The organism is Vibrio coralliilyticus, from assembly GCF_024449095.1.
Classification (GTDB): Bacteria; Pseudomonadota; Gammaproteobacteria; order Enterobacterales; family Vibrionaceae; genus Vibrio; species Vibrio coralliilyticus_A.
In genome coordinates this window covers 1,396,463-1,417,582 of record NZ_CP024628.1, presented here as the reverse complement: position 1 = coordinate 1,417,582, position 21,120 = coordinate 1,396,463, and the positions used below count along the sequence as shown (strand labels likewise).

Sequence of the window (21,120 nt, the reverse complement as noted above, 5' to 3'; positions counted from 1 at the left end):
CCCACTGCTAATATGGATAACAGTGATTCAAAAGGAGAAAGATTATGATTAAAACAACGACTTCAGTAGTTGAAGGCCGACCTGTACAAGATTATTTGGGCGTTGTGGTCGGTGAAGCTATCTTAGGGGCCAACATTTTTAAAGATATGTTCGGCGCAATTCGAGATGTCGTCGGTGGCCGCTCTGGCGCGTATGAAAGAGAGATGGGCCGAGCTCGTGAGATAGCCTTTGCTGAAATGGAAGAGCGAGCACGTGAGCTGGGTGCCGATGGCATCGTCGGCATCGACATTGATTACGAAGTCATTGGCAGTGGCGGCAGCATGATGATGGTGAGCGTCAGTGGTACCGCGGTGAAATTCAAATAAGGCTATTCAGCAAGGCGCTTTTGCGGTGTAATGGCGCCAATTGCAGATTTAGGAAAGTAATAGATGAAAATTTGGGTTGATGCAGACGCGTGTCCGGTAGTTATCAGAGACATTCTTTTTCGAGCCTCTGAGCGCACTGGCGTGGAAGTCACTCTAGTGGCTAACCAGTTTATCCGTACTCCTGCTTCTCCAAAAGTCACCATGCTACAAGTTCAGGCTGGCTTTGACGTCGCAGATAATGAGATTGTTCAGCGCTGTGAAGCTGGCGATCTGGTGATCACCAGCGATATCCCATTGGCCGATGAGATCATCACCAAAGGCGGCCACGTGTTGAGTTCTCGTGGGGAGCAGTTCACCAAAGAGAACATAAAGTCACGCCTTAATATTCGTGATTTTATGGAAACCATGCGCAGTAGTGGTGTCCAAGCAGGCGGCCCAGCACCGCTAAACCAAGCGGATCGACAGCAATTTGCTAACCATTTAGACAAATGGTTAGTGCAGTGGCAAAGGGCGCAAAAATAGGAGGGGTGGATGTCCTTGGTTAACCAGTTAGCGCTGTTTATTGATGTGGTGCAGCAAGGCTCTTTTACTAAAGCTGCGACCTTGCACAATATGGACAACTCATCGTTGTCAAAACAGATCAAAAAACTGGAAGTAGAACTAGGCGTGCAGCTTCTTAATCGCTCAACGCGCTCCTTTTCCCTAACGCCAGCGGGTGAAGAAATTCTCGAGCAGGCACATAATCTGGTTGGGACTTTAGGGCATGTTCACTCCATCGCAGACTCTTATCAGGCAAGGCCGAAAGGACGCATACGCATTACCGCACCTTTGCATATTGGCCAGCACTACCTTCAGCCCGTGATTACGCAATTTATGCGCAGTTATCCTGAGGTGGAAATTAACCTGCAAATGGATGATAAGCGTTCAGATATTATTTCTGATCACTTTGATGTCGCATTTCGCCTTGGTCGGCTAGAAGATTCGAGTTTAATTGCAAAGAAAATCGCTGACATCAGGCCGGTGATTTTGGCGTCTGAAAGCTTTATCGAGCAGCACGGAGAACCTCAGACGCCGGACGAGCTAATGAGCTTGCCTTCTGTCGTCTATAGTAATGGGCCATTAACCGTAGATACGGCACGTATTAGTGAAGCTCCGGGTGGCAGTACGTTCATAAATCACAAAATGACGGGTAAATACAAGGTCAATGATGTGCTGACTTTGTTAGCGGCCGTCCAAGATGGGCTTGGCTATGCCATGATTTCCTCTTCCAACCTATACCGCCCAGTTGCCGAGATGAATCTAAAGCCGATCTTGACGCATTACACTCTATGTAATCGCGGCCTCGCCCTATATGCTCTGTACCCACATCGTAAGCAAACGGCGTTGGTTAGAGAGTTTATTTCTGCGGTGCAGGCACATATTGGTACACCACCAATCTGGGAAAAGCAGGTGGACAACTTTGCTCACCTCTACCCAACTCGCTAAAGAGTGAACAATAAAAAGCCCGGCGAAGGCCGGGCTAATCAACAAAACTTAGTGATGATGTTTGTGGCTCATTCCACTCATGACTTTCTTGATAGGTGCTGAGACAGTCTGCTCCTCACCGTTTGCGAAGGTCAGTTTCACATCAATGCTCTCACCTTCGACCAGCGGCTTTTTCAAGTCAAATAGCATAATGTGCAGGCTACCTGGTTTTAGCTCAACCATGCCATTTGCCGGCACAGTAATTTGATCGATTTGACGCATTTTCATTACATCGCCCTCTTTAATCACATCATGCAGCTCTACTTTACCTGCAGCTTCAGTGCTGGCAGCAACGATGACTCGATCTTTGGCGCTGTGGTTCATGATTTCAGTGAATACCGCACTGGTGGCTGCACTCGGTGGAGTCGCACGCGCATAGGTATGGGATAGCATGACGTCTGAAGCCGCGTGAGCAAGTGGACTAAGTGCGATAGACGCTAAAATAAGGGCTTTTAACTTCATTACGAGTTTCCTTGTGACGTAATTGTTTTCATCGCTTCAACCAAAGGAGCCGGTGTCAGCGTGTGTGGCACTTTAGTAATTAATGTGCCATCTGGTTTTAGGAAGTAGAAATAGGAGCTGTGGTCGAGTGTATACTTAAGCTCTGAGTTTTCTAATTGGGTCTTGCGGAAAATGACGCCATATTTATGTGCCAAAGGCGTTGTGATATCGAGCGGAGCTGATAGTCCTTCAATCATTGGATGAAAATATTGTGCGTACTTGTAAGAATCTGCTGCCGCGTCACGCTCTGGGTCGAGTGAGACAAACATAGGTCTGAATTTAGACTTAACACTTTTGTCCACCTGATTCAGTGCACCAGCTAGCATGGCTAATGATGTTGGGCAGACATCTGGGCAACGTGTGAAGCCAAAGTAAACGATGCGTACGCGAGAGTCTTGTTGATCGAAGATTTTGACCGGTTTGTCATTTTCACCGAACAGGACGACTTCTTTACTGGTTGCAGCAGGAACCTCGATCGTTGGCTGTGAACCCAGATACGCTTTCACGCCAAAGCCAAGTGCAAACGCGGCAACTAAAATTAAAGACCAGTTCTTACTCATTGTTCCATCCTAATCGAGGTGCTCACACTGTGTTGGCCATCAGTGAGTTTGCCAACCCAAGTCATGGCATCAGTCGTACATACCGGCAGAATAACTTGGCCTGTAAACTGGCCTGTTGAGCTTTTATTGAGTTTAAATACGGCGGTACCCATTTCCATCTCGTAGCCTTCCAAAGTCAGCAACAGGCTTTCTTGTTGAGCTTCGGGCCAGTCGACGACGATTTCGGTAGGTACCAGTGGCTGACTGATGTCGCGATCAACTTTTATACGAACATTATCGCTTTCACAAGCTTGAGTGGTGAGTAAGCAGTATTCTGACAAAGGTTTGACTTGAGAACGGCTTTGAAACCATTGGTATAGGTCACCGGCGAAGAAGCCTGCACCCAGCGTTACAACGACTAAGAGCAGCTTTAGCAATGAAGACACGGTGTTCTCTCTTTGGTTTTAAAGCCGCAATCCTATCACCAAGCGAGACTAAATACCTCAGTCAACCAATAAATCTGTGCTTGGAATCAATCTACTCAATGATGAACATTGTGGCGGTGAATCCCATAAATGGCATGATCCAGAATTCGATCTCCAACTTTTTCCTTATTGGTGATGATACCCTCTAGGGTCATACCTACTCGCTCGGCGACTCGTCGGCTCGGTAGGTTGTCTTTGGCGGCAGATAGCTGGACTTTCTCCATCTGGTACTCATTAAATGCAATATCAATCAGTTTGTTCACAACGCGAGTAATGATGCCTTTGCCTTGCTGGTGTTGCGATAGCCAGTAACCAATTTCGACGGTTTTAGTATCGTGATTTATGGTGTTAAAACTGCAGTTACCCACAATTTCATGATTGTAGAGAATTGCGCACGTCATTGATTTCCCTTCTGCATATTCATGTAATACACGCTGAACGAACATGCGGAAGTCCTGCTCAGACTGGTAGTAGGGAGGCCAAGCTAACCATTGTGATAAGTATTCCGTTTGACCGGATACTAATTCGCTGTACTGAGTGGCAAATGATTCCTGGACAAGAGCGAGTTCGAGTTCAGAGTCGATAGAGATTGTGAACATAAGGAACCTAAACAAGTTGAATATGAAAGGTTAACTTAACAGAGAATGACTGGTATGACCATAAACACTTGTTGCAAAAACATTTTTCATGTAGCACGAAGTTCGCCCAAGACGTTATACAAATCACAATTATATAAATAGTCTTAATGAATTTATGGTTTTTATGAAACGAAATCGTTTAGCCTTATAAATCTAAAATAAGAAAAATTAGTCAGTTAGGTTAATACGAATGGATGAATCGCTTGATAACGTAAGCGTAGATTTACGTCAGGTGCTATTTGAAATCGCTTCAGCTCTCGATGACGTTGGAATTGATGATATCAACCATGGTTACCGAGTTGGGTACATTGCTTATCAATGTGCTAAACGAATGGGGTGGGAGGAAGAGCTATCTCAACTCGCTTTTTCTCTGGGGTTGATTCATGACTGTGGTGTTTCACAGTCTGATGAATTGACCTATCTGTTCGAGTCAATGGCTCCGAAGAACACAAAGAAGCACTGTATTAAAGGACATGGGTTGCTGAGTGTTTGCCCGCCTTTAGCTGTTTTTGCTCTGCCGGTTTTGTATCACCATACTCAGTGGCAACATCTGAGCTGTGAAGACAGACTGTCTGAAACGGATAAACAGCTTGCTGGGCTGCTATTTATTTCCGATCGAGTCGACTATCTCTACTCGCGTTTTTACCCGGATCAATACGGCAATATCACTGAAAATAATAAACGGTCGATTATTGGTGAACTAACCGCAAATGTTGGTACTTTATTTGAGCCGAATATGGTTCAGCATATGTGTGAATTGATCGATAATGACGACTTCTGGTTTTCTATGGAATCTCGTTATATAGAAACCATGGCAAGCCGCTTTCCTTCCATACCTTTCTTTTCATCGTGTTTGGGGTTGGAAGACACGATTGCGGTGGCAGAATTTTTTGCCCAGATTGTCGATGCCAAAAGTACTTTCACATTCCAACATTCTCGACATGTTGCAGAGTTAACCTCATTTCTAGGTAAACAATTGGGGTATTCGACGAAAGCGCAACGTATGTTGTATTTGGCTGGTTTAGTGCATGATATTGGCAAGCTGAAAACTCCAGTGGCTATTTTGCATAAACCTGCAGAGTTGACCGATGAAGAATACGCCTGTATCAAGCGTCATGCGACGGATACCCGCCATGCATTAACGAACATGTTTCGTTCCAGTCAAGTGATTGATTGGGCTTCAAACCATCATGAAAGGCTTGATGGTTCTGGGTATCCTTTAGGGAAGACGGCCAAAGAGTTGGATCAACCCAGCCGTATTGTTGCTATTGCCGATGTATTTCAGGCTTTGACGCAATCTCGCCCCTATCGACAAGGGGTCTTGCTTAATGAAACAATGCAAATTCTTCAGGGGTTGGTGGATGACGGTAAACTTGATGCGGTAGTGTTTGAATGCTTGATGGAGAATGAATTGGAGTGTTATCAGATTTCTACAGGTCACCCTGCCATAGAAAAAGCCAGCGCTTAATGCGCAGGCTTTTGGTTTATTAAGCTTGATTACTTTTCCAGCAAGAACTGTTTGAAGCGTGCTTGTGTTTCTGCATCGGCTTTGTTGTACCAGAAATGCAGCATCTCTTCCGCTGTGGAATCACCTTTGACGCCTTCCTTCGTCACTTGAGCGGGTAGATGAACTGGCTGGACTGTTGCGCCTATTGCGGCGGCTGAAACCGCAGCCACACCACCACGACGGTTGTAATCAGCTAGCTCAATTTGGAAGTTACGCCCTATTTGCATTCCATCTTTTATAAGCTTGTCCTGAGTGACGGCAAGCGGGTTGCCGTTTTCTGTCGTCAGTTGCCAGTCTACATCTTTAATTTTCTTCTCACCTTCGTGGTGATCACGGTATTTCGGCATGTCGAACGTCAGCTCTGTATCACTGGTATTAAAAGTGGCAATGATAGGGTCGCTTTCAAGAATAATTCGGTCATTACCTTGAGTGAAGTACGGTTGATAGCGGAATAAGATTTGGTTCTCACCATTTGGCAGAGTCAGTGTTTTATTCGCCGAAAAGAAACCGCCAGACAATTCTGGTTTGGCATCATTTGCAACCAAGACGTCCACTGTCTCAGGGACGGTAATCGTGACTTCGGCCGCTGCCATCGCACTGAGGCTCAGTGCTGTTGCAGCCAATAATGTTGTAGTGATTTTCATGACTTGATCCATTTGGTTTGGTTACCAATACTTTGCCTAGCAAGTTAATAGGTTTCAATTAGATGAATGTCAAAGTGATAAGATTTCACGGAAACTTAACTTTTAATGATGATAAATGTCTTAGTTATTCGAACTAGAGTGTGAGAGGTGCTCGTGACGAACTTTAAATAAGGCCTTTTAGGTTTATGAATGTTCGGCTTTCATTTCTATAACGGATGGTTTTTGAGCGGCGTTTCACGGTAAATAGATAACAACACGACTATATTGATTGATGTGTCTGTAACCAAAGTAAAGGATAACGCTATGAAATGCATTTGGATGCACGACAGCCGCTTAGTGTTGTCGCCATGGTATAACTTAGACTTCTGCTTGTCCCTGCTGAATAAAGAATCAGCACTCATTTAATTTCCTCAGGCGCATACGCGCCGCTCTTATTTGTCATTTTATTTTTGAATCCAATGCAGTTTTCTGCAGGGATAGATCTATCTATAGGAAATTAAACATGAAACGTATACCAGAGCCTTTTCGTATTAAAATGGTTGAACCGATCAAAATGACCACATACCAAGATCGAGTCATCGCGTTGAATGAAGCTGGTCTCAACCCCTTCTTATTAAAGAGTGATGATGTGTACATCGACCTTCTAACAGATTCAGGGACAGGTGCGATGAGCGACAACCAATGGGCAGGCATAATGATGGGAGATGAGTCTTATGCCGGAAGTCGCAACTACTACAATCTTTGTCAGGCAGTGGAACATTTCTTTGGTTATAAGCTTACAGTGCCTGCTCACCAAGGACGCGGGGCAGAACAAATTCTGTTTCCAGCGCTGATTGAGCGTATGCGTAGCGTTCGCGGTGGGACGGAGCCGGTTTTCATCTCCAACTATCACTTTGATACAACCGCTGGACATATCGAACTGAATGGTGGCAAGGCAATCAATGTGGTGGATAGACATGCCTTTGACACAACGACGCCTTATGACTGGAAAGGTAACTTTGATCTCGATAAGTTGGAAGCCACGATAGAACAGTATGGCGCTCATAATGTCTGTGCGATTATCACCACCGTCACTTGTAACAGTTCAGGAGGTCAGCCCGTTTCGATGGAAAATATGCGTGCTGTCTATGAGTTAGCGAGTAAAAATGATATTCCAGTCGTGATTGATTCTGCCCGTTACTGTGAAAATGCCTACTTTATAAAACAGCGTGAAGAAGGGTATCAGGATAAGTCCATCTTAGAGATCATTCGTGAAATGTATCAATATGGCGATATGCTCACCATGTCGGCCAAAAAAGATCCAATGGTTAACATCGGTGGCTTGTGCTGTATTAGAGATCATGAGGAGCTTTTTCAAGCGGTGCGAACTCGCTGTGTTCCGATGGAAGGGTTTGTGACCTATGGCGGTATGGCGGGTCGAGATATGGAAGCGTTGGCTCGTGGTTTGTATGAGGGAGCAGACGAAGATTTTCTCCACTACCGGATAAGCCAAGTTCAGTACCTAGGTGATCGCTTACGTGAAGGTGGTATTCCTATTCAGTATCCCACTGGTGGTCATGCCGTTTTTGTCGATGCAGCGAAGATACTGCCACACATTCCACCTGAGGAGTTCCCTGCGCATGTTTTATGTAATGCCCTATATCTTGAATCTGGTGTGCGCGCCGTAGAAATAGGTTCACTTCTTTTAGGGCGTGATCCCGAAACAGGTAAACAAAAGCCATCAGAGCTGGAGCTGATGCGTTTGACTATACCCCGTCGTGTGTACACCAACGATCACATGGATTACATCGCTGATGCGATCATTGCGCTCAAAGAGCGTGCTCATGAGCTTAAAGGCTTAACGTTTGAGTACGAACCACCTGTACTGCGTCATTTCACGGCGCGATTTAAGTCCAAATAATCCTTGATTAAAACCTGCCTCCTAACCCCTTTAGGAGGCAGGTTTTCTATACGTTTTTGTCACTATATTTGGTATATCACCCGTTAAATTATTGACAAATAAGTATGTTTTTCCATGTTTGATATTTTATAAAATATGGGCAGGTATCCTCATTTGTGATGTAACAAGTCTAAGATATACAATTATTTTCTGATCTTGCCTCGAAAAGAGTCTTTATTTTTTTCATCAAAAAAAAAGTCTCTCGAATACTGAAAGTGATGTTCTTCGTGATGTAGCAAAGAACAGCGAATACCGATCCTCGATAAGTTTTTCGGCTCACTACTTGGCCAGCTAGGTATTTAAGGCAACTTACGGCGATAGGTATCACTTCCCAACTTTCGGGTAAATGTACAAGGAATGAGAGAAATAGGTATGAATCGTATAACTTTGTGCGCCGCTAGTATCGCTTTGGCGCTATCCGGCACTGCGATGGCTGCACCAACAGCCCCAAGTATTGATGTCTACGGCTCGAACAATCTTCAGTTCTCGAAGATTGAATTAGCAATGGAAACCACCGCTGGTTACAACCAAATGGTGAAATATTTTGATGAAGCTGATATCGCTATTAAGTTTAATCAGTGGAGTGGCACAACAGGGGACACATACAAGGTTTACTTTGATGGTGTTGAGGTAGCTACTGGTCCAATTTCGGGTAGCCAAACAACAGCCAACTTCAAGTATGCGACAGGTGGTCGTTATCAAATGACCATTGAAGCTTGTGATGAAAGTGGCTGTAGCACGAGTGCGCCTGCTGAGATCGTGGTCGCAGATACCGATGGTGCTCATTTAGCACCACTGGCGATGAACGTCGATCCCAATAACAAGAGCTACAACACCGACCCGAGCACAGTCGTTGGTACTTACTTTGTCGAGTGGGGGATTTATGGACGTGAATTTACCGTTGATAATATTCCTGCCGATAACCTGACCCATATTCTATACGGCTTCATTCCTATTTGTGGTCCGAATGAGTCTGTGAAATCTGTTGGTGGTAACAGCTACAATGCGTTGATGACCGCTTGTACTGGTGTTCCTGATTACGAAGTTGTGATTCATGATCCTTGGGCAGCTTATCAGAAAAGTTTCCCTCAAGCTGGCCATGAATACAGCTCTCCAATCAAAGGTAACTACGCGATGCTGATGGCGCTTAAGCAGCGTAATCCAGATCTAAAAATTATCCCTTCTATTGGTGGTTGGACGTTATCAGACCCATTCTTTGACTTTACTACCAAAGCGAACCGAGACACTTTTGTCGCTTCTGTTAAGCGCTTCCTGACGACTTGGAAATTTTATGATGGCGTCGATATTGACTGGGAATTCCCAGGTGGCGGCGGTGCGGCTCCAGATCTTGGCGACCCGGTGAATGACGGCCCGGCTTATGTCGCGTTGATGCAAGAACTACGTGCAATGCTAGATCAGCTGGAAGCCGATACGGGGCGCACCTACGAGCTGACTTCTGCGATCGGGGTTGGCTATGACAAGATAGAAGACGTGAATTATGCCGATGCGGTTCAGTATATGGATTACATCTTTGCGATGACATATGACTTCTACGGTGGTTGGAATAATGTACCGGGCCATCAGACCGCCCTTTATTGCGGAACGTTTATGCGTCCTGGCCAATGTGATGGCTCCGGGATGGATGAAAATGGTGAACCGTACAAAGGGCCTGCTTACACAACAGACAATGGTATTCAGCTCTTGTTAGCGCAGGGCGTCCCTGCGAACAAACTGGTTGTTGGTACTGCAATGTATGGTCGTGGTTGGGAAGGCGTGACACCTGATACGCTTACAGATCCTAATGATCCAATGACAGGGACCGGGACTGGTAAGCTGAAAGGCAGCACAGCACAAGGTGTTTGGGAAGATGGTGTAATTGACTATAAAGGTGTGAAGTCCTTTATGCTTGGCGCGGATAATACTGGCATCAACGGTTTTGAATACGGATACGATGCGCAGGCTGAAGCTCCTTGGGTCTGGAATCGTTCTACAGGTCAGTTGATTACGTTTGATGATGACCGCTCTGTGAAAGCGAAGGGCGCCTATGTACGTAGCTTAGGTCTTGCTGGCTTGTTCTCTTGGGAAATCGATGCCGACAACGGTGATATTCTCAATGCGATGCATGAAGGGCTTGCTGGTGGAACTCCGGCTAATCGAGCTCCTGTTGCTGTAGCTGGCGCTGATATAACTGTGACAGGTCCTGCATCGGTTGTATTGGATGGCAGTAGCTCAAGCGATTCTGATGGCAGTGTTGCAAGCTATGCGTGGGAACAACTGTCAGGTACTAGTGTTTCACTAACGGGTGCAGACACCGCACAAGCAAGTTTTGATGTGGCAGAAGTTGCGCAAACTGAAACGCTTACTTTCAAACTGACAGTGACGGATAATGAAGGAGCTACGGGGACTGACACTGTGGTTGTGACAGTGCAGGCGAAAGACACTGGTCCTGTAAACACTGCGCCAGTTGCTGTAGTGTCAGCTCCTGCTACAGTGAATGCTGGAGACGTAGTGGTGGTTGACGCCTCAGGTTCTAGTGATGCCGATAATGATACATTAACGTACAGCTGGGATGTGCCTGCTGGACTTAATGCGACCATTAATGGTGCAACGGTGACGTTTACCGCAGTGGAATATACGCAAGATACTTCATTACTCTTTACGGTTACAGTGAGTGACGCTCAAGCGACCTCTTCTGCTTTGGCGACTGTCGTTGTTGCGAAGAAAGATACAGGTGGCGGTACTTGTACCAACGCTTGGGATTCTAGCGCAGTATACAATGGCGGTGACCAAGTGACTTGGGATGGGAAAGTCTGGGAAGCCAAGTGGTGGACACAAGGTGATGACCCATCTCAATCGGGCCAGTGGGGGGTATGGAAAGAAGTCGGCCCTGCAGACTGCTAATCTAGACAGCTCTTCTTATCGTAGGTAAAGAGAAGCCGCTCAATATTGAGCGGCTTTATTGTTTTTGTCAGTTTAGTTAGCGGCTCTCACTTTACCTTGCTTGAGATTGTTAAGTACCTCAGTTTTAGGTCCATCAGCAATCACACAACCTTTTTCCATGACGATGACTCGATCAACCACATCGAGCATGGATGTTTTATGCGTAATTAAGATCAGCGTTTCCGATGGCTTTAGTTGCGCTAATTGTTGCTTGATGTGCATCTCAGAGCGGTTATCCATAGCACTGGTTGGTTCATCCATTAACAGCACTGGTGGGCGACCGAGGAAGGCTCGTGCAATAGTCACGGCTTGACGCTGTCCTCCTGAGAGTAACAAGCCGCCTTCGCCAACCTGACGTTCTAAACCAGCGGGGTCTTGCTGTGTAAATACGGTTACGCCAGCACGATTGGCGGCATCCATCACATCACGATCATCGGCTAGTGGGCGGCCAAGGGTAATGTTGTCGCGAATCGAACCATAGAACAGTTGGCTATCTTGAGGTACACAGCCGATGTTACGCCGAATATCAATGTGATGCAGTTGTTCAATATCGGTATCATCGATGCGTACATGGCCTTCGGTTGGCTTAAATAGACCCAGTATCAAACGTTCCAGTGTTGTCTTACCTGAGCCAATTCGACCAATGATTGCCACTTTCTCACCCGGATTAATCGTGATGCTTAGATCGCGAATAGATGCAATGGGCGAATCAGGATAGTGGAAAGTCACTTTATCTAGTTCAATCTTACCTTGAACAATAGGGCGGTGGATGTAGCGCTTCCCTTCTTCCTGTTCATCTGGCATTTCCATGACTTGCTCGATAATGGTCATAGACGATTTAGCTTGATTGTAGCGTGTAGAGAGTAAGGAAAGTTGAACCATAGGGCCAATGGCTCGGCCGCTAAGCATGGTGGCGGCAATCAAGCCACCCATGGTGAGTTCGCCTTCTGCTATCAGATACACACCTAGGATGATCATACCGACGTTAGACGCTTGTTGAACAAAGCCAGCGGTATTTTGGATACCATCTGTGATGCGACGGCTCTTGATATTCCAGTTGGCCATATGAGCAACGGCTTCTTCCCAGCGGAACTGAAATTGGCTCTGTGCACCAAATAATTTTACGGTTTCAAGCCCTGACAAACTCTCAATCAAGTTAGCGTATTTCTGTGAAGCAAGACGTGAGCCTTCTTCAATGGTACGGCGCAATGGGCCCTGAATCAGCGCTGAGTAAACAATCAGAATCACGACGCCAGCAATGGGAACTAAGACTAGATTGCCAGCCATTAACCAAATCAAGACAAGGAAGAGTAAGGAGAACGGCAGGTCAATCAAAGAGCCAATGGTTGCTGAAGTAAAAAACTCCCGAATGGACTCAAATTCTTGTAAGTGGCGGGCAAAAGCCCCAACAGAGGGGGGCCTTGATTCCATGCGAATACCAAGAACTTTGCTGAACAGTTTGGATGAAATTAATATGTCCGACTTCTTGCCCGCCACATCAATGAAGTAGCTGCGCATGATCTTGAGTGTCAGGTCAAACAGGAAGATGACGAAAATACCACTTGCCAGTACCCATAAGGTTTCAAACGCAAGATTGGGCACCACTTTGTCATAAACTAGGCGGGTAAACATCGGTGCAGCAACGGCAAACAAGTTAATCAGAATAGAAGCGATTAAGACATCGCGGTAGATGTTCTTTGACTGCCAGATGGTGCTCCAGAACCAGTGACCTTCACGGGTTTTGAGGACTTCCGGAGAGCGCTCATCGTAACGAAACTGTTTCTTAACCAGAAAATAGCGGCCAATGTAGAGCTCTTCCAGCTCATCCAAAGAGATAGAGATTGGTACTAAACCGGATTCGCCCGTAACGATTTCAGCTTCCTGCTTGTCGCTGTTGATGGCGTTCAGCACACATGCATCGCCGCTTTTGAGTAACAAAACGACAGGTAAGACTAAATCTGAAATATCTTCGAGCTTGGAACGATTTTCTTTTGCAACTAGTCCAGCACGCTCTGCAGAGCGCGGAAATAGGAATGGCGTGAGCTTACCCTCTGTTAAAGGTAAGCCGTTAATCAATGCTTCCGGTGAATTGGCCAGCCCGAAGTAACGGCTGACGTAAATCAGCGAATTGAGTAAAGGATCCTGCATTTAAAACCTTTTTACTTATCGACAATGAAGCCTTGGAAGACATCAATAAAGTGTTCAGACAAAAAGTCCAACTGGGTTTGTGTCTCAACTCGCGACGCAATGGTCTTGATCCCAAGGTTATGTGCGGTACGTGAGATAGAAGTCAGGGTAAATTTCTGTTTCTCATCATCCAGATGGTGTGTGTAGAGATAATCCAGTTTCACGTACGCTGGGCGGAACTCATTTATGTAGTCCAGCGATTGGAAATTACGCCCGTAGTTATCTACACCAAAATCTGAACCCGCATTACGCACAGCATTACAGAATAGAGCAGTATGGTGTGGCATATTCACAAAACAGCTTTCAGGAATTTCGAAGTGTAGTTGATGTGCTACCGATTTGTGTCGGTTTAGCATCTGAGTGACCCAGCGGATGAAGCTCGGTTGAGCAATACTGCTTTGCGAGACGTTAATCGCGATGGGTTCGGAAAATTCGCCATTTTCTAAGCGTTCTACAATTGCCTTGATCACATACTCATCGAACAGGTGACTGGCATTCAACTGCTCAAGAGCGAATAAGTATTGATTAGCGCTAAAGCGCTCACCATTTTTATCTATAGAAGAGAAGACTTCACGGTGATAAGTTTTACCCCAACCGTCATTGGCAGCTTGGAAACGGAACTGGAACCAGTCATTGCTCATCGCTTCTTCGACTAGTGTCTTCCACTGTTGTTTACCCATCAGGTTCTCGGAGCTGTTACCGGTGACGTAGCCGTAGGCTATTTCTGGGTCGGATTTTGCCGTGGCTAAAGCATTATCTAGCATGGTGAGCACTTCAGACGCACTCTTAGTTGCTTCGCTGTAGACGACGCCAAGCGATAAGTTCGATGTGGCCATGCCGGTCGGGTCAGCATTGATGTCTTGAACATAAGTTACGATGCTCTCTGACACTAGTTTAAGATCCGTTTCATCTATGTTTGGTAAGATAAAACCGAACTCGGCAGAGGATATACGAGCAAGCGTCACATCCGGCGAAGTCAAAGACACTTTTAGGTGATCCGCTAACTCGCGTACCATGCCATCGCCTGCTTCGTAACCTTTTTCCTCATACAACTCATGAATAAAGCTGGCTTCAAGAATGGCTACACCACCAAAACCACCTTCACCAAGCCATGAATTCAACTGGCTCATATAGTAAGCGCGGTTGCCAAGCCCAGAAACAGGGTCAATATACGCGCGTTCACGTAGCTGTTGAGCTTCTTTGGCTTGAGCTTGGAAGGATTTCTCTACCTGTGCGGACATACTGTTGATGCCATCAACGACATAGATTAAATCTTTCGTGGTTGGTCTAGGCAGAGGATCTCCAAATTGATTGCGTGCCACCTGTTCCATTTTCTCCACGATGAGTTGAAGAGGACGAAGGGCACGCTTAAGAATAAAGGCGATGGCCAAGAGACCAATAGTAAAAATCAGGCTGAAAGCAACAACCAAACGCTCGAATGCGTTCCACAACTGGGTGTAGGCATCCCCAGTGTGGCTGACGATTTCAACTTCGGCTAATTGCATCCATCCACTGGTCACTACACGCCGATCGTGAATTTTTTCAAACAAGTGTAGGTTGGTGAACCACTCTGGTACATCGAGAGGTTTGACTGGATAAGAGCGCAGAATCTCTTCGCCACTATCTAAGAAGATCAGTCGAACGACGGAATAACTGCTGCCATCAAATAGAGCATTGATAACAGATTCCACTGCGACCTGATCTTTGCTCTCTAGATAGGGAGCCAAAGCCAAGCCGACCGTATTAATGGTGTTATTCACTTCTGAGCGCTGCTGCTGCACTAAGTTATTGCGCGTGGTGTTAAATTCGATGATGAAAACCGAAGCCATCAGCATCAAAAATACAGCAATCATTCCCGCGACAAGCTGTTTATATAAAGTCATATTGCCTACTCATCGTAATTCACTATTGGTTTATTCAGTTTGAGTGATTTTTCACGGGCACGAAGATCATTCCACAGACTGAGTCGGGATGATTTTCCTGCCAGTTGCCCTTGTTTCGATTTCATTAGCCAAAGATTTTTACCGTTGAAACTGTAGATCGGTAATAAGTCTCGGCGCTTGGATGCTTTTTTGATTTGTGGATCGATGTTGTCGAGCAGAATAGGCTCTGCGCTGGGTTTCGAATAGTATGCGAGCACCATATGGAACTGATTTAGCGTGATGGCTTTCACGTATACCAAACGCAGCTTTCTATCTGAGACGCCTAGCTCGAGCAGAGAAAAATATTTGGCAATGGTAAAGTCTTCACAATCCCCAGCATTACTGCCCAAGAACTCGAGTGGGGTAGCCCAGTAGTCTTTCTTGCCCCACAAACGATCATCGTTAACAAAATTCAGTTGGTTGAAGAAATTATTGACCTCGGTAAGCTTCCGCCTTTCTGACAAGCCTTTAAATTGTTCCATCTCACGACGCCAAGTTTCGACCCGCTTCCCTGCTCTGTCCCCATAGGTGTTGCGTACAGCTTCAACCCAGCGCTGCTCTTGAGTATTAAGCGCCTGTGAAGCCGTGGAAGCCAAAATAATAAGCAGAGCTATTAGCCAATATTTCATGTGGGCTAAGCTCTGACCTTATTTGTCGTACTGGTTGTTGGCATTTTTATTCCTTCAATGCGTTGCCTTTGGCACCTAAAATAGGTTTGAGTAAGTACTCCATGACGGTACGTTTGCCTGTGATGATATCGACGGATGCAGTCATGCCAGGAATGATAGGTAAAGAGGTATCGTTATTGAGGCTGGTTTCTTTGGTTCGAACCCTGACAAGATAAAAGCTATTACCTTCTTCATCCGTGGTGGTATCGGCACTGATGTGTTCAAGCGTTCCTTCCAACCCGCCATATTTGGTGAAATCGTAAGCGCTGAATTTGACAATGGCGTGTAAATCAGGGCGGAGGAATGCAATATCTTGTGGAGCAATCTTAGCTTCGACGAGCAACGTATCTTCGCTTGGGACGATCTCCACGATGTCCATACCCGGTTGTATAACTCCACCCACAGTGTTGACATTGAGTGTTTTGACCGTGCCAGTGACAGGGGAAATGACCACCGTACGATTCACTCTGTCCTCTAGACCTACGGTAGACTCAGTAAGAGCAGAAAGTTTATCCTGCGCTTCGTTGAGCTTTTCTTGTTGCTCTGAACGAAATTTCTGTGCGGCATCAATACGACCAAGCATAGACTCTTTAATCGCTGATTTGAGTACGGGAACTTTCAGTTCGCTGGAGGTCATTTCTCGGCGAGTATCGTTTACCTGACGTTGAAGCTTGAGTAGTTCAATCCGTGGTACTACACCTTCATCCGCAAGGGGTTTAGTGATCTCTAGCTCTTTGCGTGCGAAGTTATAACTTTCACGCAGGTTTCTGACTCGGGCTTGAATTTCTACTAAATCCTGCTGTTTTTGTTTGACTTGTTGATCGATTAAAGAAATCTGGTTACGCAGATTGTTTAAATCCTGACGATATTCCGCGCGCTGACGCTCAACCAATTTAGGCTGTCGCTCTTCAAGTTGGGGCGGGAAAGCAAGCTTACTGAAATCGATCTGGACACTTTTCTGCCAAGATTTTTCACTGAAGTCTTCATTAATAGTGACACTCGTGATGGAAGCGGAGAGCTGCAGCACGCTTGCCGTTAGGTTGGCGACTTGTTGTTCTCGTTCGCGAAAATCAGAGCGGAAGCGAGTATCATCGATTAACAGTAGTTGCTGGCCTTTTTGAACCACCTGTCCCTCGCGAACAAGAATTTCTTTCACGAGCCCACCTTCAAGGTTTTGTACTATTTGTACTTGAGAAGAGGGAACAACTTTTCCTTGCCCTACGGTCACCTTATCGATTTGAGCCCATGAAGCCCAGATACCCGCCAGAATGAAAAATAGAACCATCACCCACAGCATAATACGAGCACTACTCGGTGTATTGAGTAGAAGTGCTGCCGTTTTGTCATCCACATACTCAAGCTCATTACTTGAGAGCTTGTTGTAGCTGTCTTGACTCATTGATGTTCCTTGTTGCTTTGGCGTATTCGATTGATTCTATTATTCAAATTGGCAAATGTTAAGTTATAGCTGTTAGAACGATGTGCTATATCAAACACTTACATAATAGAAAACAATCAATCAGTTGTACTAAGTATATACGGGTATTTTTCTTGATAACTTGTTATCTGCCAACGACAGCTCTTTCTAATACATCAAATTCTCAGGCAATGTGGTACATACGCTTGTGTTCATGTATATATGAGCGCACAATCAGCAAAAAAATTTCGCAGGAGAGAAGATGGAACTCGAAGATATCCGCCGTGAATACAGTAAGGGTGGTTTGCGTAGAAAAGATCTTAAAGCTAACCCAGTGGATCAGTTCAACTTATGGCTACAGCAAGCGATTGACGCTAAGCTCACCGATCCAACGGCCATGACCGTAGCGACGGTAGATGAGCAGGGTCAACCTTTCCAGCGAATCGTTTTGTTGAAGCACGTTGATACTCAAGGGTTTGTATTTTATACCAACCTCGGTAGCCGTAAAGCGCAGCAAATAGAAGGTAACTCTCGAGTAAGCCTTCATTTCCCGTGGCATCCATTAGAGCGTCAGGTCCATATTACGGGTGTGGCAGAGAAGCTGAGTATTACGGAGAACATTAAGTATTTCTCCTCACGGCCTAAAGAGAGTCAATTGGCTGCAATTGCCAGTAAACAAAGCAGCCGAATTTCAACACGCGGAGTATTGGAAGGTAAGTTTCTTGAGCTGAAGCAGAAGTTTGCTCAAGGTGAGATTCCTGTACCTACTTTTTGGGGCGGCTTTCGTATTAAGCCGGAAAGCATTGAATTCTGGCAAGGGGGGGATCACCGCCTGCATGACCGATTCCTGTTCTCCAAAGCAAACGGTGAGTGGCACATCGATCGACTGGCTCCATAGCGTTACTTTTACTCACACAATACGCCGCTTTATGCGGCGTATTCATTATTGAGCACGACCGAAAGTTGAGTGCGTAATAGCGTGTGTGGTATGTGTGAGCCAAATCCTGCATCCAACGCCATATCGATTAACTGTGCTTTACTGTGAGCACCGAATTTTTCCCTTAGATGGAGCACGTAGTTTTCTAGCGTCTTGGTTGAGATGTTCATGATGTCTGCGATGTATTTTGGCTTCTTGCCATACAGCAGCAAGAAAAGGACTTCAGATTCACGTGTCGTCAGCTTTATTTGGTGATTTTTGGGCGACAGATGATTTAGTGATATCCGTTCTTCGTCGTGCAATCCAGTCGCTCGACAAATCCAATGCCCAACTTCGAGAATGGCAGTATCTGTCAGTTCCTGCCCATAGAATATGGTTCCCTGTACATTACCTTGTGCATCCAACCATGGGGACTTACTAAAAATATGAGTGTGCCAAGTGCCATCTGGGTAGGGGTGTATGTCGAGTACTTTGATTGGCCGCTTATTTTCAATGACAAAACGATCTTGCTCTTGAAAGTCACTGGCGCATTTAGTGGTGGGACTTGGCATTTGGTGATCTGTGAGACCAATACAGTCTTGTGGTGAATTTAAACCAATCAACTTGGCGTAAGCGCGGTTCGCATAAGCAAAAATCGAGTTGCGGTCTTTGCAGCCCCAATAACCAGGTAGTTGATTAAACAGGGATATTAAGTGTGGTTCCAAGGTCATTCCTGCCGTTCACAGTATTCGACATATGATATCAAATGAGTAATCCGCCAATCCATTCCTGATTGCAGTTGATGGCCTGAATATAAGAAATTTTGGCTATATTTGAATTGTACTTTGAATAAAAAATTGCCAGCAATCGACAGGAGAGCTGGCAAACACAAGAATTGTTCTTGTCGACGTGTAGAAGAGGTTCTATGAACTCAGTACGAGGAACTGAGTATAGACGTACCAATCGATACTAAGCTCAGTGTTGGCTGAACTCAGAACTGATTCTATCTGGATTATGGGTATAAAAAAGGGGGGAAATCCCCCCCCTGCTGGTCTACTTAGTGGATGTCACGTACAACTCGGAAGCCAACATAGTTAGCTGCGGACGAACTGGACAATGACAGCTGCTGATGCGCAGCGGCCATATCCGGAGAGAAGTTCCATGCGCCGCCTTTGAGCAAACCTCGGGTATCGCTAGTCCACTGCCAAACGTTGCCCACTGTGTCGTAAATGCCTAAACGATTGGGTTTGAAGGCATTAACGGGAGAAGTACTCTTGTTTGACCAAGGAGTACCTCCCCAACCTGTATTAGCTTGGTTGGGAATAAACTGATCGCCCCACCAGTAATAAGTTTCAGCCCCTGCTCGAGCGGCAATTTCCCACTCATCTTCACTTGGCAATCGATAGCTGTGATTAGTCTTATTGCTTAACCAGTTAGCATAGGCCTGCGCATCATTTCGGCTCACACAAACAACAGGGGAGTTGGATGCTTGTTTAAAGCCCGGGTTTCGCCAGTAACCTTTTGAAATCGGTGTCACTTCACCTTTGACGATAGCTGTACAGGTGTTTGTTAATTCTGCGTCGGTTTGGTAGTTGGTCGCATCAACAAAAGCTTTAAATTGTCCGACGGTAATCGGTGTAGTTCCAAACCCCAATGGGTGTTTGAGCTTTAGTTGTTTGGAACCGTGTTCACCCACAAGATATTGACCAGAAAGAATGGTAGAGAGTTCTGGCCCTTGAAGCCCTGACCCTAGGGAGTCTGCGAACTTGTCACCTTCACGTAGAGGATTGGCTTTTTCAACCAAGACTGCGCGTAGATTTTGGTCACGTTTTACAGTCAGCTCGCGGTGGAAGGAGCGGTAGCCTTCTTTCTCAACAGTGATCATGTGTGGGCCAACAGGAAGCATGACTTCTACAGGGGTGCTACCGTAGTTAACACCATTGATCGTTACGTTATCGTCAAAAAGATTGGAGCGAATGGTCAAGGTGACCCAAGCGACTTCTTTGTTACTGACAAACGCATCTTTGTCACTCAAAGTTTCTGGCTCAAAACAGTATTGTTTATCGATACCGAGCAATGTACACGCTGCGCTTTGGGTTGGTCGAGCTTGCATTTCCACATCCATCAGGCTTCGGTAGCGAACACCATCATAGAAGCCCGATTCTTTGGATTTTGAGCGCAGTACATGAATATTGAAAGGTACTTTGTTGGCGTTCAGCTTGACGACTTGAGGCTCACTGGTGTTAGCAATAAGCTCGGATTGGAACTGCTTGACGGCTTTTTGCAAGGCAAGGTCACGTGTCTGGCGATCACATTGAGCGATGGTCATATCCGCTTGACAACGGTTAGTAAAGCTGACGGATAAAGTGTGAGCTTGTTGCAGCTCTTCTTGAAGACGTTCAGCGCGAGCACGGAGTTTATTTTGGTCTAAAACTTCAATGCTTTGTTCGATGGCTTCGACTTCACTATTGGCAAGATCCAGTTGGTGCTTGAGCTCTTGCAGCTGTTGTTCTTCAGATAGGCGTTGCTTTTGGTTTTGTTTTACCTTTGACCAAGCGTCTTGGTATTTTTCCTGCGTTGCAGCTAAATCGATGCTTGGGTTGTCAATCATTCGAGAATAGTCGCTTTCGAGGTTCGCTTTGGCTTCGCTGAGTGTTTTATCCAAAGATTTGACGAGTTTGGTTAACTCTGCGACAGACTGTTGTTGCTCTTCATACTTTGCGTTTTGCTCATCTCGAGCTTGTATTGCTGCTTTTAGCTCTTCGTGCTTGTCAAATAACTGCTGGTCGATCACGACAATAGGGTCTCGCGCCTCTTGGGCCAAAGCATTGGCAGTGAGAAAGCAAGGTGACAAAGCAAGAAGAAGGAGCGTTGGTAAACCAGTTCGCATTATCTATTTCTACAATTTTTTCTATCTGATGGGCTTAT

The 21,120-nt window shown here is 45.7% G+C and carries 18 protein-coding genes; 7 read left to right on the top strand and 11 right to left on the bottom strand.

The window, feature by feature from the left end:
* The first annotated feature begins 44 nt into the window (after positions 1–44).
* The 3 genes from CTT30_RS21775 (at position 45) to CTT30_RS21765 (ending at position 1,850) form a co-directional block, all read left to right on the top strand.
* Positions 45–365 carry a heavy metal-binding domain-containing protein gene (locus CTT30_RS21775; RefSeq protein ID WP_019276990.1) on the top strand — a complete coding sequence of 107 codons (321 nt, stop codon included), beginning with the start codon at positions 45–47 and terminating at the stop codon, positions 363–365.
* Positions 366–428: 63 nt separating this feature from the next.
* A complete protein-coding gene (locus tag CTT30_RS21770) occupies positions 429–887 on the top strand; it encodes a YaiI/YqxD family protein (RefSeq protein ID WP_252036982.1) in 459 nt (152 codons plus the stop codon).
* Between the two features lie 9 nt (positions 888–896).
* Positions 897–1,850, top strand: a complete 954-nt coding sequence (locus tag CTT30_RS21765) for a LysR family transcriptional regulator (protein WP_095663252.1) — start codon at positions 897–899, stop codon at positions 1,848–1,850.
* Positions 1,851–1,898: 48 nt separating this feature from the next.
* Here CTT30_RS21765 and CTT30_RS21760 read toward each other — a convergent pair whose 3' ends face one another.
* From CTT30_RS21760 to CTT30_RS21745, 4 genes are all read right to left on the bottom strand, one after another.
* Entirely contained in the window at positions 1,899–2,351 is a 453-nt protein-coding gene (locus tag CTT30_RS21760) for a copper chaperone PCu(A)C (RefSeq protein WP_252036981.1), read from the bottom strand.
* Positions 2,351–2,950, bottom strand: coding sequence for an SCO family protein (locus CTT30_RS21755; RefSeq protein ID WP_252036980.1), 600 nt, complete (start codon positions 2,948–2,950; stop codon positions 2,351–2,353). Before CTT30_RS21755 ends, CTT30_RS21760 begins: the two co-directional genes overlap by 1 nt.
* Positions 2,947–3,375: a hypothetical protein gene (locus CTT30_RS21750; RefSeq protein ID WP_252036979.1), complete on the bottom strand. Its 429-nt coding sequence runs from the start codon at positions 3,373–3,375 to the stop codon at positions 2,947–2,949. The genes CTT30_RS21755 and CTT30_RS21750 overlap by 4 nt, the downstream gene beginning before the upstream one ends.
* 95 nt (positions 3,376–3,470) lie before the next feature.
* The gene (locus CTT30_RS21745; protein WP_252036978.1) at positions 3,471–4,013 is read right to left on the bottom strand and encodes a GNAT family N-acetyltransferase; all 543 of its coding nucleotides are present in this window, start codon (positions 4,011–4,013) and stop codon (positions 3,471–3,473) included.
* Between the two features lie 229 nt (positions 4,014–4,242).
* Here CTT30_RS21745 and CTT30_RS21740 point away from each other — a divergent pair, with 229 nt between their 5' ends.
* Positions 4,243–5,520, top strand: coding sequence for an HD-GYP domain-containing protein (locus CTT30_RS21740; protein WP_239835606.1), 1,278 nt, complete (start codon positions 4,243–4,245; stop codon positions 5,518–5,520).
* A 29-nt stretch (positions 5,521–5,549) separates the two neighbouring features.
* On the opposite strand, the gene CTT30_RS21735 is transcribed toward CTT30_RS21740, so the two are convergent.
* Positions 5,550–6,203, bottom strand: a complete 654-nt coding sequence (locus CTT30_RS21735) for a DUF2057 family protein (protein WP_252036977.1) — start codon at positions 6,201–6,203, stop codon at positions 5,550–5,552.
* Positions 6,204–6,705: 502 nt separating this feature from the next.
* Here CTT30_RS21735 and CTT30_RS21730 point away from each other — a divergent pair.
* Together CTT30_RS21730 and CTT30_RS21725 are read left to right on the top strand one after the other, a co-directional pair.
* Positions 6,706–8,103 carry a tryptophanase gene (locus tag CTT30_RS21730; protein WP_252036976.1) on the top strand — a complete coding sequence of 466 codons (1,398 nt, stop codon included), beginning with the start codon at positions 6,706–6,708 and terminating at the stop codon, positions 8,101–8,103.
* Positions 8,104–8,514: 411 nt separating this feature from the next.
* On the top strand, positions 8,515–11,043 hold the full coding sequence (locus CTT30_RS21725) for a glycosyl hydrolase family 18 protein (RefSeq protein WP_252036975.1): 2,529 nt from the start codon (positions 8,515–8,517) through the stop codon (positions 11,041–11,043).
* A 72-nt stretch (positions 11,044–11,115) separates the two neighbouring features.
* On the opposite strand, the gene CTT30_RS21720 is transcribed toward CTT30_RS21725, so the two are convergent.
* Genes CTT30_RS21720 through CTT30_RS21705 form a run of 4 tightly spaced genes read right to left on the bottom strand, consistent with a single transcriptional unit; the run spans position 11,116 to position 17,258 of the window.
* The gene (locus CTT30_RS21720) at positions 11,116–13,230 is read right to left on the bottom strand and encodes a type I secretion system permease/ATPase (RefSeq protein WP_252036974.1); all 2,115 of its coding nucleotides are present in this window, start codon (positions 13,228–13,230) and stop codon (positions 11,116–11,118) included.
* An 11-nt stretch (positions 13,231–13,241) separates the two neighbouring features.
* Positions 13,242–15,152: a bifunctional diguanylate cyclase/phosphodiesterase gene (locus CTT30_RS21715; RefSeq protein ID WP_252036973.1), complete on the bottom strand. Its 1,911-nt coding sequence runs from the start codon at positions 15,150–15,152 to the stop codon at positions 13,242–13,244.
* Positions 15,153–15,157: 5 nt separating this feature from the next.
* The gene (locus tag CTT30_RS21710; protein WP_252036972.1) at positions 15,158–15,820 is read right to left on the bottom strand and encodes a transglutaminase-like cysteine peptidase; all 663 of its coding nucleotides are present in this window, start codon (positions 15,818–15,820) and stop codon (positions 15,158–15,160) included.
* Between the two features lie 46 nt (positions 15,821–15,866).
* On the bottom strand, positions 15,867–17,258 hold the full coding sequence (locus CTT30_RS21705; protein ID WP_239835599.1) for an HlyD family type I secretion periplasmic adaptor subunit: 1,392 nt from the start codon (positions 17,256–17,258) through the stop codon (positions 15,867–15,869).
* A gap of 280 nt (positions 17,259–17,538) precedes the next feature.
* Here CTT30_RS21705 and pdxH point away from each other — a divergent pair, with 280 nt between their 5' ends.
* Positions 17,539–18,174, top strand: a complete 636-nt coding sequence (gene pdxH, locus CTT30_RS21700; RefSeq protein WP_239835598.1) for a pyridoxamine 5'-phosphate oxidase — start codon at positions 17,539–17,541, stop codon at positions 18,172–18,174.
* 29 nt (positions 18,175–18,203) lie between these two features.
* Here pdxH and CTT30_RS21695 read toward each other — a convergent pair whose 3' ends face one another.
* The gene (locus CTT30_RS21695; RefSeq protein WP_252036971.1) at positions 18,204–18,923 is read right to left on the bottom strand and encodes a helix-turn-helix transcriptional regulator; all 720 of its coding nucleotides are present in this window, start codon (positions 18,921–18,923) and stop codon (positions 18,204–18,206) included.
* 326 nt (positions 18,924–19,249) lie between these two features.
* A complete protein-coding gene (locus tag CTT30_RS21690) occupies positions 19,250–21,082 on the bottom strand; it encodes an SUMF1/EgtB/PvdO family nonheme iron enzyme (RefSeq protein WP_252036970.1) in 1,833 nt (610 codons plus the stop codon).
* Positions 21,083–21,120: the final 38 nt, after the last annotated feature.

What these genes read in the sequence shown, in the direction of transcription:
- CTT30_RS21775 (WP_019276990.1), top strand. Translation starts at nt 45, where the DNA reads ATGATTAAAACAACGACTTCAGTAGTTGAAGGCCGACCTGTACAAGAT.
- CTT30_RS21770 (WP_252036982.1), top strand. Translation starts at nt 429, where the DNA reads ATGAAAATTTGGGTTGATGCAGACGCGTGTCCGGTAGTTATCAGAGAC.
- CTT30_RS21765 (WP_095663252.1), top strand. Translation starts at nt 897, where the DNA reads ATGTCCTTGGTTAACCAGTTAGCGCTGTTTATTGATGTGGTGCAGCAA.
- CTT30_RS21760 (WP_252036981.1), bottom strand. Translation starts at nt 2,351, where the DNA reads ATGAAGTTAAAAGCCCTTATTTTAGCGTCTATCGCACTTAGTCCACTT.
- CTT30_RS21755 (WP_252036980.1), bottom strand. Translation starts at nt 2,950, where the DNA reads ATGAGTAAGAACTGGTCTTTAATTTTAGTTGCCGCGTTTGCACTTGGC.
- CTT30_RS21745 (WP_252036978.1), bottom strand. Translation starts at nt 4,013, where the DNA reads ATGTTCACAATCTCTATCGACTCTGAACTCGAACTCGCTCTTGTCCAG.
- CTT30_RS21740 (WP_239835606.1), top strand. Translation starts at nt 4,243, where the DNA reads ATGGATGAATCGCTTGATAACGTAAGCGTAGATTTACGTCAGGTGCTA.
- CTT30_RS21735 (WP_252036977.1), bottom strand. Translation starts at nt 6,203, where the DNA reads ATGAAAATCACTACAACATTATTGGCTGCAACAGCACTGAGCCTCAGT.
- CTT30_RS21730 (WP_252036976.1), top strand. Translation starts at nt 6,706, where the DNA reads ATGAAACGTATACCAGAGCCTTTTCGTATTAAAATGGTTGAACCGATC.
- CTT30_RS21725 (WP_252036975.1), top strand. Translation starts at nt 8,515, where the DNA reads ATGAATCGTATAACTTTGTGCGCCGCTAGTATCGCTTTGGCGCTATCC.
- CTT30_RS21720 (WP_252036974.1), bottom strand. Translation starts at nt 13,230, where the DNA reads ATGCAGGATCCTTTACTCAATTCGCTGATTTACGTCAGCCGTTACTTC.
- CTT30_RS21715 (WP_252036973.1), bottom strand. Translation starts at nt 15,152, where the DNA reads ATGACTTTATATAAACAGCTTGTCGCGGGAATGATTGCTGTATTTTTG.
- CTT30_RS21710 (WP_252036972.1), bottom strand. Translation starts at nt 15,820, where the DNA reads ATGAAATATTGGCTAATAGCTCTGCTTATTATTTTGGCTTCCACGGCT.
- CTT30_RS21705 (WP_239835599.1), bottom strand. Translation starts at nt 17,258, where the DNA reads ATGAGTCAAGACAGCTACAACAAGCTCTCAAGTAATGAGCTTGAGTAT.
- pdxH (WP_239835598.1), top strand. Translation starts at nt 17,539, where the DNA reads ATGGAACTCGAAGATATCCGCCGTGAATACAGTAAGGGTGGTTTGCGT.
- CTT30_RS21695 (WP_252036971.1), bottom strand. Translation starts at nt 18,923, where the DNA reads ATGACCTTGGAACCACACTTAATATCCCTGTTTAATCAACTACCTGGT.
- CTT30_RS21690 (WP_252036970.1), bottom strand. Translation starts at nt 21,082, where the DNA reads ATGCGAACTGGTTTACCAACGCTCCTTCTTCTTGCTTTGTCACCTTGC.